Consider the following 16,667-nt stretch of genomic DNA (forward strand, 5'->3'; position numbering starts at 1 on the left):
AGCCGCCCGCTCAGAAGCGGAAATCCAGCGACTGCGGCGCGCCGCCCACCTTCACGGTGCGGCTGTGGCTTTGGCCGGCGCCCTGCACGTCCACCCGGTAGCTGCCGGGCGGTAGCTGCAGCAGACACACTGGGCCGCTGGCCACGAAGGACTGGGCCTGCTTGCTGCCGCCCTGGCTGCTGCTGATGTGCACCTCGATGTTGGCCTCGTAGGCGCCATCGGCGCGGGCGAACAGCAGGGACAGCGGGTAGTCCTTCATGGCGGCCCGCATGGCGGTGGATTCGTCCGTGCCGATGCCGCCGCACTGATAGCGCAGATCGCCCAGGCTGTGGGCCGTGGGCAGCTGCTGGGCCAGGGTGGGGCCGGCGGCCAGCGCGGCGGTGGTGGCGGCGGCGGCCAAAACAAGGCGGGCGAAGGACGGTGCGGGCATGTCGAAGCTCCTTGGGTTGCATGGCAAAAAGCCATGCTGAACCCGGGCCATCGGTGGCGCTGTCAGCGCAGAGCGTGCCGGCGCGTGGGGCGCGGCAGGCTTTTCAGGACGCCGCGGTGCCAGCCAGCAGCGGCGTGACCAGCGCCTGCACGCCGTTCCAGATGATCTCTACTCCCACGCACAGCAGCAAAAACGCCATCAGCCGCAGGAAGACGATCTTGCGCGTTTCGCCCAGGCGGTGCAGCAGGCGGCTGGAATAGCGGAAGGTGAGCGAGACCAGCAGGCCCAGTAGCACGGCCGCGGTCAGGCCGCCGGCCATGTTGAACAGCGTCTCGGGCACGCTGCGCCGGGTGTGCAGGCTGGCGCCGATGGCAATCGCCACGGCAATCGAGCCGGGCCCGCAAGTCAGCGGAAAGGTCAGCGGGTAGAAGGCCTTGATGATGGCCTTGTCTTCGCTCAGGGCATGCACCATTTGCGTGGCGTCGTCGCTGGTGACCTGCTGGGCGCCCAGCATGCGCCAGGCGATGGACGCCACCACCATGCCGCCGGCAATGCGCACGGCCGGCAGCGACACGCCGAAGAAGTCCAGCACGTACGAGCCCATGACCATGGCGCACGACAGCAGCACCATCACGCTGTGCCCGATGCGCCGCGCCAGCCGGGTGCGCGCCTCGTCGCTCAGGCCGCGCGTGTAGTCCACGAACAGCGGTGCCGAGGCCAGCGGGTTGATGATGGGCAGTATCCCGATCAGCGCGAACAGCAGGCTTTTGCCATAGAAGGCGAGATAGGGCAGCGACAAGAAATCCATGGCGTCGACAAGGGGCGGGCAGGGCGGCCGCCCATCGCGGGTGTGGCCACAGTTAAAAGCGCGGCAGGTCCGGATGGCTCAGGCGCCCGCCGCGCACCAGCATCTTGCCGTATTCGGCGCAGCGGTTCAGCGTCGGGATGACCTTGCCCGGGTTCAGCAGCCCGGCCGGGTCGAAGGCGCGTTTGAGCGCCATCATCTGCGCGTTCTCCTCAGTGGTGAACTGCACGCACATGCTGTTGAGCTTTTCCACGCCCACGCCATGCTCGCCGGTCACCGTGCCGCCCATGGCCACGCTGGTCTCCAGGATGTCGGCGCCGAACAGCTCGCAGCGGCGCAGCTGGTCGGGGTCGTTGGCATCGAACAGGATCAAGGGGTGCAGGTTGCCGTCGCCGGCGTGGAACACGTTGCAGCAGCGCAGCTGGTACTTCTTCTCCATCTCTGAAATAGCCAGCAGGATGTCCGCCAGGCGCTTGCGTGGAATGGTCGAGTCCATGCACATGTAGTCCGGGCTGATGCGCCCGCTGGCGGGAAAGGCATTCTTGCGCCCGCTCCAAAAGCGCGCGCGCTCCTCCTCGCTGGTGCTGACGGCGATGGCGGTGGCGCCGGCGGCCGTGAGCACCGCGCTCATGCGGCCGATCTCCTCCTCGACCTCCTCGGGCGTGCCGTCGGATTCGCACAGCAGGATGGCCTCGGCCGTCAGGTCATAGCCGGCCTTCACGAAATCCTCGACGGCGGCCGTCATGGGCTTGTCCATCATCTCCAGCCCGGCCGGGATGATGCCGGCGGCGATCACCGCGGCGACGGCGTCGCCGGCTTTGCGCACGTCGTCGAAGCTGGCCATGATGCAGCGCGCCAGCTGCGGCTTGGGCACCAGCTTGACGGTGACCTCCAGCGCCACGGCCAGCATGCCCTCGCTGCCGATCACGGCGGCCAGCAGGTCGTAGCCGGGCGCGTCCAGGGCCTCGGCTCCGAAGGTGACGGGCTCGCCCTGCATGGTGAAGCCGCGCACGCGCAGGACGTTGTGCACCGTCAGGCCGTACTTCAGGCAGTGCACGCCGCCGGAATTTTCAGCCACGTTGCCGCCGATGGTGCAGGCGATCTGGCTGCTGGGGTCGGGCGCGTAGTACAGGCCGTAGGGCGCGGCCGCCTCGCTGATGGCCAGGTTGCGCACGCCGCACTGCACGCGCGCCGTGCGGCTGGTGGGGTCCACATCCAGGATGCGGTTGAACTTGGCCAGCGACAGCGTCACGCCCATGGCGTGCGGCATGGCGCCGCCCGACAGCCCGGTGCCGGCGCCGCGCGCCACCACCGGCACCTGCAGCCGGTGGCAGGTCTGGAGCACGGCCTGCACTTCTTCCTCGGTCTCGGGCAGGCAGACCACCAGCGGGCGCTGGCGGTAGGCCGTCAGGCCGTCGCACTCGTAGGGCGTGGTGTCCTCGGTCTGCCACAGCAGGGCGTGCTCGGGCACGCAGGACAGGAGCGCCTGCACGACCTGCTGCTGGCGCTGGGCGCGCTCGGCGGCGCTGGGTGCGGGCGTGGGGCTGGATGGGCTGGACATGGGAACAACTGTAGGCCAGCGCGCCGCGGCGTGGCGTGAGTTTTCTTGAAAACCCGCGTGAAGGCGCTGCGCGCCAACTATTTTTTTGATAGCTGCAAGCGCTTGATGGATAAAGGCTAGAGCGCGATTTGGCTGTTGACCAGCCTTCAGGTCATGGCCTTGTGCAGCCACTCGGCGAAGGCCGCGCATTCCCAGCGGTCCATGGTGCCGGTGCGCCAGCACAGGTAGTGGGCGTGCGGGCTGGGCGCGTCGATGTCGAACAGGCGCACGAGCAGGCCCTGCTCCAGCCAGGGCATGCCCAGCTTCAGGCGCACCAGGGCCACGCCCATGCCGGCGGCGGCGGCGTCGCACATCAGGCCCACGTCGTTGAACTGCGAGCCCTCGGTGGGCGCCGGCCAGTCCAGGCCGCAGGCGTCGAACCAGCTGCGCCAGGGCTCCAGCGGGCTGCGCAGCAGCGGCACCTCGGCCAGGTCCTCGGGCTGCTGAAAGGGCCCGTGCTCGCGCACGAAGGCGGGCGAGGCCAGGGGCGTGACGATGTCGCGCGCGATCTCCACGTGCTCCATGTCGGCGTAGTGGCCGGGGCCGAAGCGCACCACCAGATCGGCGTCCTCGGCCACCACGTCCAGCAGCGGGATGGACACCTGCAGCGCCAGGTCGATCTCCGGGTAGGCCTCGGTGAATTGGCGCAGGCGCGGGATCAGGATGGCGCGGGCGAAGGTCGGCGTGACGGCGATCTTCAGGCGCCGCTTGGCCGGGTTGGCCGCCATGCCGGGAAAGCGCTGCAGCGCCGTGAGCCCCTCGCGCACATGGGCCAGGTAGGCGCTGCCGTCGGTGGTCAGGGAGAAGTCGGCCCGGCCGAAGAGGCGCGTGCCCAGGATCTGCTCGAGCTGCTTGACGCGGTGGCTCACGGCGCTGGGCGTGACGCACAGCTCGTCGGCCGTCTGCGTCACGCTGCGCAGTCGCGCCAGCGCCTCGAACGTCAGCAGGCACTGGATGGGGGGAATGCGCCTGAGGCCGGCGCCCTCCGGAGCGGCCATGGCGGGTTACCTGAAGACGACCGTCTTGTGGCCGTTGGGCAGCACGCGGTGCTCGCTGTGCCACTTGACGGCGCGCGCCAGCACCAGGCTCTCGGTGTCGCGTCCGCGGGCGGTGAGGTCCTCCACCGTGTCGGTGTGGTCGGCGCGGGCCACGTCCTGTTCGATGATCGGGCCCTCGTCCAGGTCGGCCGTCACGTAGTGGGCGGTGGCGCCGATCAGCTTCACGCCGCGGTCATGTGCCTGGTAGTACGGCTTGGCGCCCTTGAAGCTGGGCAAAAAGCTGTGGTGGATGTTGATGGCCCGGCCAGCCAGTTTGGTGCACAGGTCGTTGGACAGCACCTGCATGTAGCGCGCCAGCACCACCAGCTGCGCGCCTTCGGCCTGGATGATCTCGTACTGCCGCGCCTCGGCCTGGGCCTTGGTGGCCGCCGTGACCGGGATGTGGTGGAAGGGGATGTTGTAGCTGGCCGCCAGCTGGTAGAAGTCGCGGTGGTTGCTGATGATGGCCGCCACCTGGATGGGCAGCAGGCCGCTTTTCACGCGAAACAGCAGGTCGTTCAGGCAGTGGCCCTCGCGGCTGACCATGATCACGGTCTTCATCGGCTCGCCCACGGGGTGCAGGCCCAGGCGCATCTGAAAGGGCTGGCCGAACTGCTCCAGGTGCTCGCGCAGGCTGGCCGCGTCGTGGCCGTCACAGGCGAACTGCACACGCATGAAGAACAGGCCGGTGGCGTGGTCGTTGTACTGCGCGGCTTCTTCGATGTTGGCGCCGTGCTCCAGCAGGAAACCGGAGACGGCATGCACCAGCCCCAGCCGGTCGGGGCAGGACAAGGTGAGAATGTAGGCTTGGCTCATGGTTGCGAATTGTCGCAGCAGGCCGGCACGTTCTGCAGCGCTATGGACATCGACTCAAGGGCCCGAGGGCTCCGCATGACCCCCTTCCGGGGCCTGCTTCTCTATCTCGCTGCCGGCGCCGCATGGGTGGGTGCGGGCGAGCTGCTGCTGGCCCGGCTGGCCGACCCTGAGCAGATCCAGCGCTGGCAGACCATCAAGGGCGGGCTGTTCGTGCTGCTGTCGGGCATCTTCGCCTGGTGGCTGCTGACGCGCATGCGCCGCGCCGAGCAGCTGCGCGGTGCCCTGGCGCGCGAGCTGGCGCAGCTGGCCCAGGCGGCCCCGGCCGGCATGGCGCGGGTGGACCCGGACAGCCTGCGCATCCTGTGGGCCAACGAACGCCTGTGCAGCTGGCTGGGCCTGAGCTCGCAGGAGGTGTTGCAGCGGCGCTTCCGCGACCTGGTGGTGCCCAGGGACCTGGGCCAGGCTGCGCACCAGATGGACGATCTCAGGGCCGGGCGCGTCACGCATTACCAGGGCGAGCGCCAATGCCTGCGCGCTGATGGCGGCGCACCGCTGCCGGTGCTGTGCAACGTCCGCCTGGTGGCCGCCGCAGGGGACGAGCCGGCGCAACTGGTCTGCGTGCTGCAGGACATGAGCGAGATCGTCGCTGCGCGCCAGGCGCTGGCGCACAGCCAGGACGTGCTGGCCCTGGCGCTTGCGGGCAGCGGCAGCGGCCTGTGGGACTGGGACATGGCGGCGCGCCGCTCCACCTATTCGTCCGGCCTGCTGCGCCTGCTGCGCCACCAGGGCCGGCCGCCGCGCAGCGGCAGCCTGCTGCTGGCGCGGCTGCACCCGGACGACCGCGACCGCGTGCAGGGCGCCGTGGAGCAGGCCCTGGCCAGCGGCGAGGTGTTCGACGAGACGGCGCGGCTGCGCCGCTTCGACGACAGCTACTGCTGGTTCCACGCCCGCGGGCAGCTGCACCTGAACGCCCAGGGCGAGCCCGAGCGCTTTTCCGGCACCCTGACCGACCTGACGGCCCGCCGCGCCGCCGAAGAGCGCCAGCGCCTGGCCACCACCGTGGTGGACAACACCATCGAAGGCGTGGTGGTCACCGACGCGCAGACGCGCATCCTGTCGGTGAACGCCGCCTTCACCCGCATCCTGGGCTACACCGAGGACGAGCTGCGCGGGCGCACGCCGCGGGTGTTCAAGTCGGGCAGGCACGACAAGGCTTTCTACGAGGCGATGTGGGCCTCCATGGCGCGCCGCGGCCACTGGCGCGGCGAGATCTGGAACCGGCGCAAGGACGGCCAGGTGATCCCCGAGCGCATGTCGCTGTCGGCCGTGCGCGACGCGCAGGGTGGGGTCACGCACTATGTCTGCGTCTTCACCGACATCTCCGAAGAGAAGGAGCGCTTGGCGCAGCTGGAATTTCTGGCCCACCGCGACCCGCTCACCGGCCTGTCCAACCGCCTGCACTTCGGCCAGCAGCTGCAGGAGGCGGTGGCCCACGCGCAGGCCGACGGCGAGCGCCTGGCCGTGCTGCTGCTCAACCTGGACCGCTTCAAGGATGTCAACGGCAGCTGGGGCCACGCCGTGGGCGACGAGGTGCTCAAGCACATCGCTGCCCAGGTGCGCTCGGCGCTGCGCCCGGGCGACCTGATCGGGCGCCTGGCTGGCGACGAGATCGCCGTGGTGGCGCGCCAGCTGCGCCATGCCGACGGCGCCGCCGCCGTGGCGCGCAGCCTGATCGGCGCCGTGGGCCAACCCTGGCACTCGCCGGACGGCATCGCCGTGGTGGTGGGGGTGAGCGTGGGCATCGCCATGTTCCCCGAGCACGCCGGGACCGCCCAGCTGCTGCTGCAGGACGCGCACGCCGCCGTGTATGCGGCCAAGGCGCGCGGGCGCGGCGCCTACGCCTTCTTCGACGAATCCATGACCCAGGGCGCGCGCGAGCGGCTGGAGATCGAGGCGCGCCTGCGCCAGGCCATGGCCGATGGCCATCTGCAGCTGTACTACCAGCCGCAGGTGGACGTGGCCAGCGGCCGCATCGTCGGCGCCGAGGCGCTGGTGCGCTGGCTGGACCCGCAGGAGGGGATGATCTCGCCGGCGCGCTTCATCCCCGTGGCGGAGAGCTCGGGCGTCATCGGTGCGCTGGGCCTGTGGGTGATGCGCGAGGCCTGCCGCCAGGCACGGCACTGGCAGACCGAGGGCCTGCCCGAGCTGCGCGTGGCGGTCAACGTCTCGCCGCGCCAGTTCCACCTGACCGACGTGGCCGGCGGCGCCGCCCAGGCGCTGGCGGAAAGCGGCCTGGCCGCGCGCTGCCTGGAGCTGGAGCTGACCGAGGGCGCCCTGGCCGAGCGCCCCGAGGAGGCGCGCCAGACCCTGCTGCGCCTGCACGGGCTGGGCGTGCACATCGCCGTGGACGACTTCGGCACCGGCTACTCCTCGCTGGCGCACCTGAAGCGTTTTCCCATCGACGTGCTGAAGATCGACCAGGGCTTCATCCGCGACGTGCCCCGAAGCGGCGACGACATGGCCATCAGCGCCGCCATCATCGCCATGGGCCACAGCCTGGGGCTGAAGGTGGTGGCCGAAGGCGTGGAGACGCCCGAGCAGCTGGCCTTCCTGCGCGCGCGCGGCTGTGACCTGTACCAGGGCTACCTGTGCAGCCGCCCGCTGCCGGCCGGGGAGTTCGCGCAGTTGCTGCGCGCCCAGGCCTAGCGCTGCGCGGGCCAGCGCGCGCGCAGCCCGGCGCAGTAGTCCTCGGGCGGGAGGGCAGGGGTGGGCTGGATGAAGTCCGCTTCGCTTTCGATAGCTGCTGACGCTTGTCCCGCCTGGGCTATGGCCACTTTTGACTCAATATTCGCGGGCAGCCAGGTGGGCACACCCAGGCTGCGCTGCACGTGGCCGTAGCCGGCCACCAGCACCACCGTGCGCCCGTCCTGCAGGGCCTGGCGCAGGGCGCGGGCCAGGCTGGCGTCGCGCGCCAGCTGCACCCGCACCATGGGCTGCACGCGCGCGGCAGGCAGCAGGTCGCAGTGGCCCTGCTCGATGGCCTCACGCTGGCGCGCCAGCGGGCCGGGCGGCAGGTGGGTGTCCAGCGCCGCGTTTTGCATGGCGGCGCGCAGGCCGGCCGCGTCCAGATTGCCGCCGCGCACCGGCACGCCGGCGGCCACCGCGGCCATGACCACGCCGGCGTAGCGCTGCCAGGGCCAGGCGGCGTCGTTCCAGCGCAGGGCGGCGCGCACCTGCTCGGCATCGGCCTGGGGCGGCAGGCCGTCGGTGGCGGCGCCGGCCTCGGCCATCTCCAGCACCAGCGCCGCCAGCCGGCCCCGGGCCGCCAGCCACTGCACCGTCTCGCGCTGCCACTGCTCGTGGGCGGCGGCGTCGTGCTGCTCGCCCAGCAGCAGCGCGTCCAGCCGTTGCCAGCGCGCCAGCTGGACCGGCCAGGCGTCGTCGCCCGGCGGACGGCCGATGGGTGACGCGCAGCCGGCCAGCAGGGCGGCGGCCAGAGCACAAATGGGCAGGCTGCGGCGCAGCGGTGCGGTAAAGACGGGCATGGCGTCATGGTAATTGTTGGTTCAGCGCGACGGCCGACCGGGCCTTTTTTTGCCGCCGGCGGACGGCGGGGCCGCATGGGGCGGCGGCTGGGTGCTACAGAAAACGGATGGAGGGGCTCGGGCTTTGCGCCGGGCCGGGGCGCGGGTCCGCCGGGCGGTGTACAAACTCGGGCTCGCCCGTGCGCGACACTCGGGCCGGCCGCCCCCCGGTCCGCCCCTTTCCTTCCAGCAGAGAACCAGACACATGCAACGCGAAATCACCGACCTCGCCCCCAACCTGCCCGCCCAGCCCATCAGCCTGGACGTGCTGGGTGAAAAGTATTTCAAGAATGGCGAGAGCGATGTGGACCAGTTGTATGCCCGCGTGGCGCGCGCCCTGGCCTCGGTGGAAAAGCCCGAGCTGCGCGAGCAGCTGCAGGCGCGCTTCCTGGACAACCTGCGCGCCGGCGCCATCGGCGCGGGCCGCATCATGAGCGCCGCCGGCACCGACATCCAGGCGACGCTGATCAACTGCTTCGTGCAGCCCGTGGGCGACTGCATCCAGGGCGTGGACGACGCCGGCTACCCCGGCATCTACGAGGCCCTGCGCGAGGCCGCCGAGACCATGCGCCGCGGCGGCGGCGTGGGCTACGACTTCTCGCGCATCCGCCCCCGCGGGGCGCTGGTCAAGGGCACGCACTCCATGGCCTCCGGCCCGTGCAGCTATATCAATGTGTTCGACCAGTCCTGCTCCACGGTGGAGAGCGCCGGCGCGCGCCGGGGCGCGCAGATGGGTGTGCTGCGCATCGACCACCCGGACGTGCTGGACTTCATCACCGCCAAGCGCACGCCCGGGCGCTGGAACAACTTCAACGTCTCGGTCGGCGTGCCCGACGGCTTCATGCAGGCCGTGGAGCAGGACGGCGACTGGGAGCTGGTGCACGTCGCCGCGCCCGGCCCCGACCTGCTGAAGGAGGGCGCCCGCCAGCGCGCCGACGGCCAGTGGGTCTACCGCACGCTGCGTGCGCGCGAGCTGTGGGACACGATCATGAAGTCGGCCTACGACTTCGCCGAGCCGGGCATCCTGTTCCTGGACCAGATCAACACCGACAACAACCTGCGCTACGTCGAGGACATCCAGGCCACCAACCCCTGCGGCGAGCAGCCCCTGCCGCCCTACGGCTGCTGCGACCTGGGGCCCATCATCCTGACGCGCTTCGTGCGCAACCCCTTCGGGCTGCACGGCGAGGCGGCGTTCGACTTCGACGCCTTCGAGGCCGCCGTGGCCACCCAGGTGCGGGCGCTGGACAACGTGCTGGACGTGACCTTCTGGCCCCTGCCGCAGCAGCAGGCCGAGTCCGCCGCCAAGCGCCGCATCGGCGTGGGCTTCACCGGCATGGGCAACACCCTGGCCATGCTCAAGGTGCGCTATGACCGCCAGGAAGGCCGCGACATGGCCGTGAAGATCGCCCGCCGCATGCGCGACGCGGCCTACCGCGCCTCGGTCGAGCTGGCCAAGGAAAAGGGCGCCTTCCCCAAGTTCGACGCCGCGGGCTACCTGGCCGAGGGCACGTTTGCCAGCCGCCTGCCCGACGACATCAAGCGCGCCATCAAGAAGCACGGCATCCGCAACAGCCACCTGCTGTCCATCGCCCCCACGGGCACGGTGAGCCTGGCTTTTGCCGACAACGCCTCCAACGGCATCGAGCCGCCGTTCTCCTGGACCTACACGCGCAGGAAGCGCGAGGCCGACGGCAGCCGCAGCGAGTACGTGGTCGAGGACTACGCCTGGCGCCTGTACAAGACCCTGGGCGGCAACGTGGAGCAGCTGCCCGAGTACTTCGTCAGCGCCATGGACATGTCCGCCGGCGAGCACGTGGCCATGATGGAGGCCGTGCAGCCCTATGTGGACACGGCGATCTCCAAGACCGTGAACGTGCCGGCCGACTATCCCTACGAGGACTTCAAGGGCCTGTACCTGCAGGCCTGGCACTCCGGCCTGAAGGGCCTGGCCACCTACCGGCCCAACAGCATCCTGGGCGCCGTGCTAGAAGTGACGCCCACCGAGCCGGCCGCTGCCGCTGCCGCCGCCGCCCCGGCCGATGAGCCCGCGCCTACCCCGGTGGACCCCATGCGCACGGTGATCGAAAGCCGGCCCCAGGGCGGCCTGTCGGCTGTGGCCGAGAAGGTGGAGTACTGGACGCAGGAGGGCCACAAGCGGCTGTACCTGATCGTGTCCTTCCTGCCCGTGCCCAACGGCCGCGGCGGCACGGTGGACCGGGCCATCGAGTTCTTCATGCCCGTGGGCCAGAGCGGCGAGTCGCAGCAGTGGATCACCTCCAGCATGCGCCTGTTGTCCCTGGCCGCGCGCGGCGGCTTCCTGGAGCGGGCGCTGTCGGACATGCGCAAGGTCGCCTGGGACCGCGGCCCCGTGCGCCTCGGTACGCACACCCGCGCCGACGGCGTGCAGGTGCCGCTGTGGCATGACTCCGAGGTGGCGGCCGTGGCCTACGCGGTGCAGAACATCCTGGCGCGCCGCACCAGCAGCCCGGAGCAGCAGCAGCTGCCGCTGGACGAGCCGCCCATGGCCGCCGGCAGCAGCACGCCGCCCACCATGGCCGGCAAGAAGTGCTACGAGTGCGGCGCCCACGCCGTGATCCGCAAGGACGGCTGCGACTACTGCACACAGTGCGGCGCCTTGGGCAGCTGCGGCTGAGCTGTCGGTGTCGGCATGCTATTGTTTCAATAGCTTTCGGCGCTTGATTGACGGGCGCTGAAGCCCGATTTGATGTAAAAGCCGCGGCACCCCCGCGGCTTTTGCTTCTACACTGCCCGCCATGCGCCACCGCCCCACGCTGTCCACCAAGCTGCTGGCCATGGGCACGGCCTTCCTGCTCGTGGCCCTGGCCTCCATCGGCTTCACCCTGTGGGTGACCTGGAAGCTGGAGGGCGGCGCCGCCGCCGTGAACGAGGCGGGCCGCCTGCGCATGAACATGCTGCGCATGGTGCTGGCGCAGCAGGGCGACTCCCCGGCGGAGGAATTCACCCGGCTGGCCCAGCGCTTCGACAACAGCCTGGAGCTGCTGCGCACCGGCGACCCGTCGCGCCCGCTGTTCGTGCCCTGGAGCGACGCCACGCGCGAGCACTACGCCGGCATCGTGCGCGAATGGCGCAGCATCCACGCCCAGTGGCGCACCCAGCCGCCTTCGCGCGAGGCGGCGCTGGCGCGCGGCGACGCCTTCGTGACCGAGCTGGACGGCTTCGTCGAGGCCATCGAGGTGCAGATCGCCCGCTGGACGGCCGGGCTGCACCTGTTCCAGCTGATGATGGTGGCGCTGGCGATCGCCGCCGCCGTGGCCTTCATGGCGCTGAGCTATCTGCTGGTGCTCAACCCCGTGATGCGGCTGCAGCAGGCGCTGGCGCGGGTGCAGCGCGGCGAGCTGTCCACGCGGCTGGTGGTGGAGGCGGACGACGAGTTCGGCCAGCTCACCGCCGGCTTCAACCGCATGGCGCACGCGCTGCAGGCCTCGCACGAGGACCTGGAGCGCAAGGTGCGCGAGAAGACGGCCAGTGTCGAGGTGCAGAACCAGCGCCTGGCCGCGCTGTACGAGGTCAGCGCCCTGGCCGCCGAGGCCGGCAGCCTGGAGACGCTGACCCAGGGTTTCGTGCAGCAGGTGCGCCGCGTGGCCGGCGCCGACGCCGCGGCCGTGCGCTGGTCCGACGAGGCCAACGAGCGCTACGTGTTGGTGGCGGCCGACGGCCTGCCGCCCTCCATGGTCGAGGAGGAACACTGCGTGGTCGCCGGCAGCTGCGAGTGCGGCCAGACCGAGGCGCGCGCACGGATGCGCGTCATCCCCATCCTGCCGGCCACCGGGGTACAGCTGCCGCACTGCCGCGAGGCGGGCTTCCAGACCGTGGTCAGCATCCCCGTGCGGGTGCACCAGCGCCTGCTGGGCGAGGTGACGCTGTTCTTTCGCCGTCCGCTGGCCCTGGCGCCGGACACCACCGAGCTGCTGGAGAGCATGGCGCGCCACCTGGCCAGTTCCATGGAGGGGCTGCGCGCCACGGCGCTGGAGCGCGAGGCCGCGGTCTCGGGCGAGCGCAGCCTGATCGCGCGCGAGCTGCACGACTCCATTGCCCAGTCGCTGGCGTTTTTGAAGATCCAGGTGCAGCTGCTGCAGGGCGCCGTGGCCCGGCACAACGACGCCGCGCGCGACGCCGCTATCGCCGAGCTGGACGCCGGCGTGCGCGAGTGCTATGCCGACGTGCGCGAGCTGCTGGTGCACTTTCGCACCCGCACGCAGCAGGAAGACATCGAGGGCGCGCTGCGCGCCACGCTGTCCAAGTTCGAGCACCAGACCGGCGTGGCCACATCACTCAGCATGCACGGCCAGGGCCGGCCGCTGGCGCCGGACGTGCAGATCCAGGTGCTGCACATCGTGCAGGAAGCGCTGTCCAACGTGCGCAAGCACGCCGGCGCGCACCGCGTGGAGCTGCACGTGCAGCGCCACCCGTGCTGGCGTTTCGAGGTGCGCGACGACGGCCGCGGCTTCGACCCCGCGGCCGTGCCGCCGGATTCGCTGCACGTGGGCCTGGGGATCATGCGCGAGCGCGCCGAGCGCATCCAGGCCACGCTGACCCTGCATTCGGAACCTGACGGGCGCGGCACCTGCGTGACGCTGGAGCTGCCGCCTGCGCCCGTCGAGGGCGCGCCGCCCGCCCAGCCCCTGGCCGCCTGACATCACCCACCACGACGCCATGCAAGACGCCGCCGCCATCCCCGCGCCCATCACCTTGTTCCTGATCGACGATCACACGCTGCTGCGCCGCGGCCTGGTGGCCCTGCTGGGCCAGCACGCCGACCTGCAGGTGGTGGGCGAGGCAGGAGACGCGGGCGAGGCGCTGCGCCTGGTGCCGCTGCTGCGCCCGCAGGTCATCCTGCTGGACAACCACCTGCCCGGCGTGCGTGGGGTGGATGCCATCGCCGGCCTGCGCGAGGCCTCGCCGGACAGCCGCATCGTCATGCTGACGGTGAGCGAGGACGGCGCCGACCTGGCCGCCGCGCTGCAGCGCGGGGCCCAGGGCTATCTGCTCAAGACCATCGACGGCGACCTGCTGGCCGAGGCTGCGCGCCGCGCCGCGCGCGGCGAGCCGGTGGTCAGCCGGGAAATGATGGGCAAGCTGGTGGCCGCCTTCCAGACCCAGGGCACGCCCGATCCGGCCGCCGCCCCCGCGCCCGCCGCCGAGGAGCCGGGCACGCCCCTGTCGCCGCGCGAGGAGGAGGTGCTGCGCGAGATCGCCCGCGGCGCCAGCAACAAGGAGATCGCCCGTACCCTGGACATCGCCGAGACCACGGTGAAGATCCACGTGCAGCACATCCTGCGCAAGCTGGGGCTGTCCTCGCGGGTGCAGGCGGCGGTCTATGCCTCGGACCGGCAGCGGCCGGTGGAATAGACCCGGGAACTATCCAAAATTGATAGCTGCCTGCGCTTGCCTGCCAAGCGTTTGAGGCCGATTTCATTGAAATTTATCCGGCGCCCCTAGTTCTTTGGTAGTAGGACGGGCGCCGACGGCCATCCTCCTTTTGCAGCGCCCCGGCCCTGCCTTGGAAGGATGGGCGCAAAGCCCGGTTGAGGGGACCATCAGCGTCACCCCAAAACCGGAACAACCCCCATGGCTACCCCGCCCACAACCGCGGCAGTCGATCCCCGCCGCAACGCCCAGGCCTGGTCCGTGCTCCTGGTCAGCACCCTGGCCTTCACCACCTGTTTCATGGTCTGGATGATGTTCGGCGTCATCGGCATCCCGATCCGGAAGATGCTGGATTTGTCGTCCACCCAGTTCGGCCTGCTCACGGCCATGCCGGTGCTCACCGGCTCGCTGATCCGCGTGCCGCTGGGCATCTGGACCGACAAGTACGGCGGGCGCATCGTCATGGCGGTGCTGCTGGCCCTGACCATTCCCGCCATCTGGGCCATGGGCTACGCCACCGAGTACTGGCACTTCCTGGTCATCGGCCTGTTCGTCGGCCTGGCCGGCGGCTCGTTTTCGGTGGGCACGCCCTATGTGGCGCGCTGGTTTCCCAAGCACCGCCAGGGCATGGCCATGGGCGTGTACGGCGCCGGCAACTCGGGCGCGGCCGTCAACAAGTTCGTCGCCCCGGTGATTCTGGTGGCCTTCGGCTGGCAGGCCGTGCCTCATGTCTATGCGGCCATCATGCTGGGCGTGCTGGTGCTGTTCTGGATCTTCAGCGCCAGCGACCCGGCCCACCTGGTGCCCAGCAACGTGAAGTTCACTGAGCAGCTCAAGGCCCTGAAGGACCCGCGCGTGCTCAAGTACTGCCAGTACTACAGCATCGTCTTTGGCGGCTACGTGGCGCTGGCGCTGTGGATGGTGCAGTACTACGTGGGCGAGTACGGCCTGGACATCCGCGTGGCCGCGCTGCTGGCGGCCTGCTTCTCGCTGCCCGGCGGCGTGCTGCGGGCGATTGGCGGCGTGCTCTCGGACAAGTACGGCGCGCACAGCGTGACCTGGTGGGTCATGTGGGTCAGCTGGATCTGCCTGTTCCTTCTGAGCTATCCGCAGACAGACTTCACCGTCCTCACCGTGGACGGCCCGCGCACCTTCCACATCGGCCTGAACGTCTATGCATTCACCGGCCTGATGTTCATCCTGGGCATCGCCTGGGCCTTCGGCAAGGCCAGCGTCTTCAAGTACATCAGCGACGACTACCCCGGCAACATCGGCGCCATCAGCGGCATCGTGGGCCTGGCCGGCGGCCTGGGCGGCTTCGTGCTGCCCATCCTGTTCGGCGTGCTCATGGACTGGACGGGGGTGCGCTCCAGCGCCTTCATGCTGATGTACGGCGTGGTCTGGGTCTCGCTGATCTGGATGTACTTCACCGAGGTGCGCCGCACCGACGTCATGGCCCCGCACACCGGCGCCGCGCTGCGCTGAACCGCCCCTGACCCCTACGGAAACACACCATGTCTTCCCCCGCCAATGCACCATCCGCCCGCCCGCGCCAGGGCCGGCTGCTGACCCTCTGGACCCCTGAGGACAAGCACTTCTGGGAGCGCGAGGGCGAGGCCGTCGCCAAGCTCAACCTGTGGATCTCCGTGCCCGCGCTGTTCCTGGCGTTTGCCATCTGGCAGGTCTGGAGCGTGGTGGCCGTGAACCTGCCGGCTCTGGGCTTCAAGTACTCCACCAACCAGCTGTTCTGGCTGGCGGCGGCGCCGGCGCTGTCGGGCGCGACGCTGCGCATCTTCTACTCGTTCATGGTGCCCATCTTCGGCGGGCGCCGCTGGACGGCGCTGTCCACCGCCTCGCTGCTGATCCCGGCCATCGGCATCGGCTACGCCGTGCAGGACAACACCACCGGCTACCCCACCATGCTGATCCTGGCGCTGCTGTGCGGGCTGGGCGGGGGCAACTTCAGCTCCAGCATGGCCAACATCAGCTTCTTCTTCCCGAAGGAGCGCAAGGGCTCGGCGCTGGGCGTGAACGCCGGCCTGGGCAATCTGGGCGTGTCGGTGGTGCAGTTCCTGAGCCCGCTGGTGATCACCGCCGGTGTGTTCGGCATCTTCGGCGGCGACCCGCAGATCATCGTGAAGAACGGCGCCGAGACCCGCGTGTGGGCGCAGAACGCCGCCTTCATCTGGGTGCCGTGGATCGCCATCGCCGCGATCGCCGCCTGGTTCGGCATGCACGACATCGCCGATGCCAAGGCCAGCTTCGCCGCGCAGGCCGCCATCTTCCGGCGCAAGCACAACTGGATCATGTGCCTGCTGTACCTGGGCACCTTCGGCTCGTTCATCGGCTTCGCGGCGGGCTTTCCGCTGCTCATCAAGAGCCAGTTCCCGGCCGTCAACCCGCTGGCCTATGCCTGGCTGGGGCCGCTGGTGGGCGCCGTCATCCGGCCGTTCGGCGGCTGGCTGGCCGACAAGTTCGGCGGCGCCCGGGTGACGCTGTGGAACTTCCTGGCCATGGCGCTGGGCGTGGTGGGTGTGCTGTATTTCCTGCCCAAGGGCACGGGCGGGCACGTCATGCCCTTCGGGCCCGCAGAAGGCAGCTTCGCCGGCTTCTTCCTCATGTTCCTGGTGCTGTTCTTCACCACCGGTATCGGCAACGGCTCCACCTTCAGCATGATCCCGGCCATCTTCCTGAAGCTCAAGCTGCGCGAAGTCCACGCCGCCGACGAGGCCGCACAGGCCGCGGCCATCAAGGAAGGCAACACCGAGGGCGCCGCCGCCCTGGGTTTTGCCGGCGCCCTGGGCGCCTACGGCGGCTTCTTCATCCCCAAGAGCTACGGCAGCTCCATCGCCGCCACCGGCGGACCGGAGCTGGCGCTGTGGATCTTCTCGGCCTTCTACGTGATGTGCATCGCCGTGACCTGGTGGTACTACGCCCGCCGCAACGCCGAGATGCCCTGCTGAAGCCAAGCCCCATGAAGCGT

Annotated in this window: 12 protein-coding genes; 6 read left to right on the forward strand and 6 right to left on the reverse strand. The window is 70.2% G+C overall.

The genetic code is table 11. The features are described 5' to 3' along the window. Nucleotides 1-10 precede the first annotated feature (10 nt). The 5 genes from RT282_RS02295 to purU all read right to left on the reverse strand — a co-directional run bounded on the left by RT282_RS02295 (nt 11) and on the right by purU (nt 4,688). Entirely contained in the window at nt 11-430 is a 420-nt protein-coding gene (locus RT282_RS02295) for a carboxypeptidase regulatory-like domain-containing protein (RefSeq protein WP_312757196.1), read from the reverse strand. A 103-nt stretch (nt 431-533) separates the two neighbouring features. Beyond that, nucleotides 534-1,238 carry a MarC family protein gene (locus RT282_RS02300; protein ID WP_312304205.1) on the reverse strand — a complete coding sequence of 235 codons (705 nt, stop codon included), beginning with the start codon at nt 1,236-1,238 and terminating at the stop codon, nt 534-536. 52 nt (nt 1,239-1,290) lie between these two features. Then, nucleotides 1,291-2,796 carry an FAD-linked oxidase C-terminal domain-containing protein gene (locus RT282_RS02305; protein ID WP_313311528.1) on the reverse strand — a complete coding sequence of 502 codons (1,506 nt, stop codon included), beginning with the start codon at nt 2,794-2,796 and terminating at the stop codon, nt 1,291-1,293. 146 nt (nt 2,797-2,942) lie between these two features. Then, nucleotides 2,943-3,833 (reverse strand): LysR substrate-binding domain-containing protein, encoded by an 891-nt coding sequence (locus tag RT282_RS02310; protein WP_313311529.1) that lies wholly within the window; start codon nt 3,831-3,833, stop codon nt 2,943-2,945. 6 nt (nt 3,834-3,839) lie between these two features. Beyond that, entirely contained in the window at nt 3,840-4,688 is an 849-nt protein-coding gene (gene purU, locus RT282_RS02315) for a formyltetrahydrofolate deformylase (protein WP_312757201.1), read from the reverse strand. A gap of 75 nt (nt 4,689-4,763) precedes the next feature. On the opposite strand from purU, the gene RT282_RS02320 reads away from it, so the two are divergent. Further along, on the forward strand, nt 4,764-7,394 hold the full coding sequence (locus RT282_RS02320) for an EAL domain-containing protein (RefSeq protein ID WP_313311531.1): 2,631 nt from the start codon (nt 4,764-4,766) through the stop codon (nt 7,392-7,394). Here RT282_RS02320 and RT282_RS02325 read toward each other — a convergent pair. Continuing rightward, entirely contained in the window at nt 7,391-8,233 is an 843-nt protein-coding gene (locus RT282_RS02325; RefSeq protein WP_313311532.1) for a ChaN family lipoprotein, read from the reverse strand. The genes RT282_RS02320 and RT282_RS02325 overlap by 4 nt on opposite strands. 244 nt (nt 8,234-8,477) lie before the next feature. Here RT282_RS02325 and RT282_RS02330 point away from each other — a divergent pair, with 244 nt between their 5' ends. From RT282_RS02330 to RT282_RS02350, 5 genes are all read left to right on the forward strand, one after another. Further along, nucleotides 8,478-10,928: an adenosylcobalamin-dependent ribonucleoside-diphosphate reductase gene (locus RT282_RS02330; protein ID WP_313311534.1), complete on the forward strand. Its 2,451-nt coding sequence runs from the start codon at nt 8,478-8,480 to the stop codon at nt 10,926-10,928. 121 nt (nt 10,929-11,049) lie between these two features. Then, complete coding sequence (locus tag RT282_RS02335; protein ID WP_313311536.1) at nt 11,050-12,951, forward strand: type IV pili methyl-accepting chemotaxis transducer N-terminal domain-containing protein; 1,902 nt, start codon at nt 11,050-11,052, stop codon at nt 12,949-12,951. A 19-nt stretch (nt 12,952-12,970) separates the two neighbouring features. Continuing rightward, the gene (locus tag RT282_RS02340; protein WP_313311537.1) at nt 12,971-13,666 is read left to right on the forward strand and encodes a LuxR C-terminal-related transcriptional regulator; all 696 of its coding nucleotides are present in this window, start codon (nt 12,971-12,973) and stop codon (nt 13,664-13,666) included. Nucleotides 13,667-13,885: 219 nt separating this feature from the next. Further along, the gene (locus RT282_RS02345; protein WP_313311538.1) at nt 13,886-15,169 is read left to right on the forward strand and encodes a nitrate/nitrite transporter; all 1,284 of its coding nucleotides are present in this window, start codon (nt 13,886-13,888) and stop codon (nt 15,167-15,169) included. Between the two features lie 29 nt (nt 15,170-15,198). Next, complete coding sequence (locus RT282_RS02350; RefSeq protein ID WP_313311539.1) at nt 15,199-16,647, forward strand: NarK family nitrate/nitrite MFS transporter; 1,449 nt, start codon at nt 15,199-15,201, stop codon at nt 16,645-16,647. Nucleotides 16,648-16,667 lie beyond the last annotated feature (20 nt).

Source organism: Pulveribacter sp., from assembly GCF_032079985.1.
GTDB lineage: Bacteria > Pseudomonadota > Gammaproteobacteria > Burkholderiales > Burkholderiaceae_C > Melaminivora.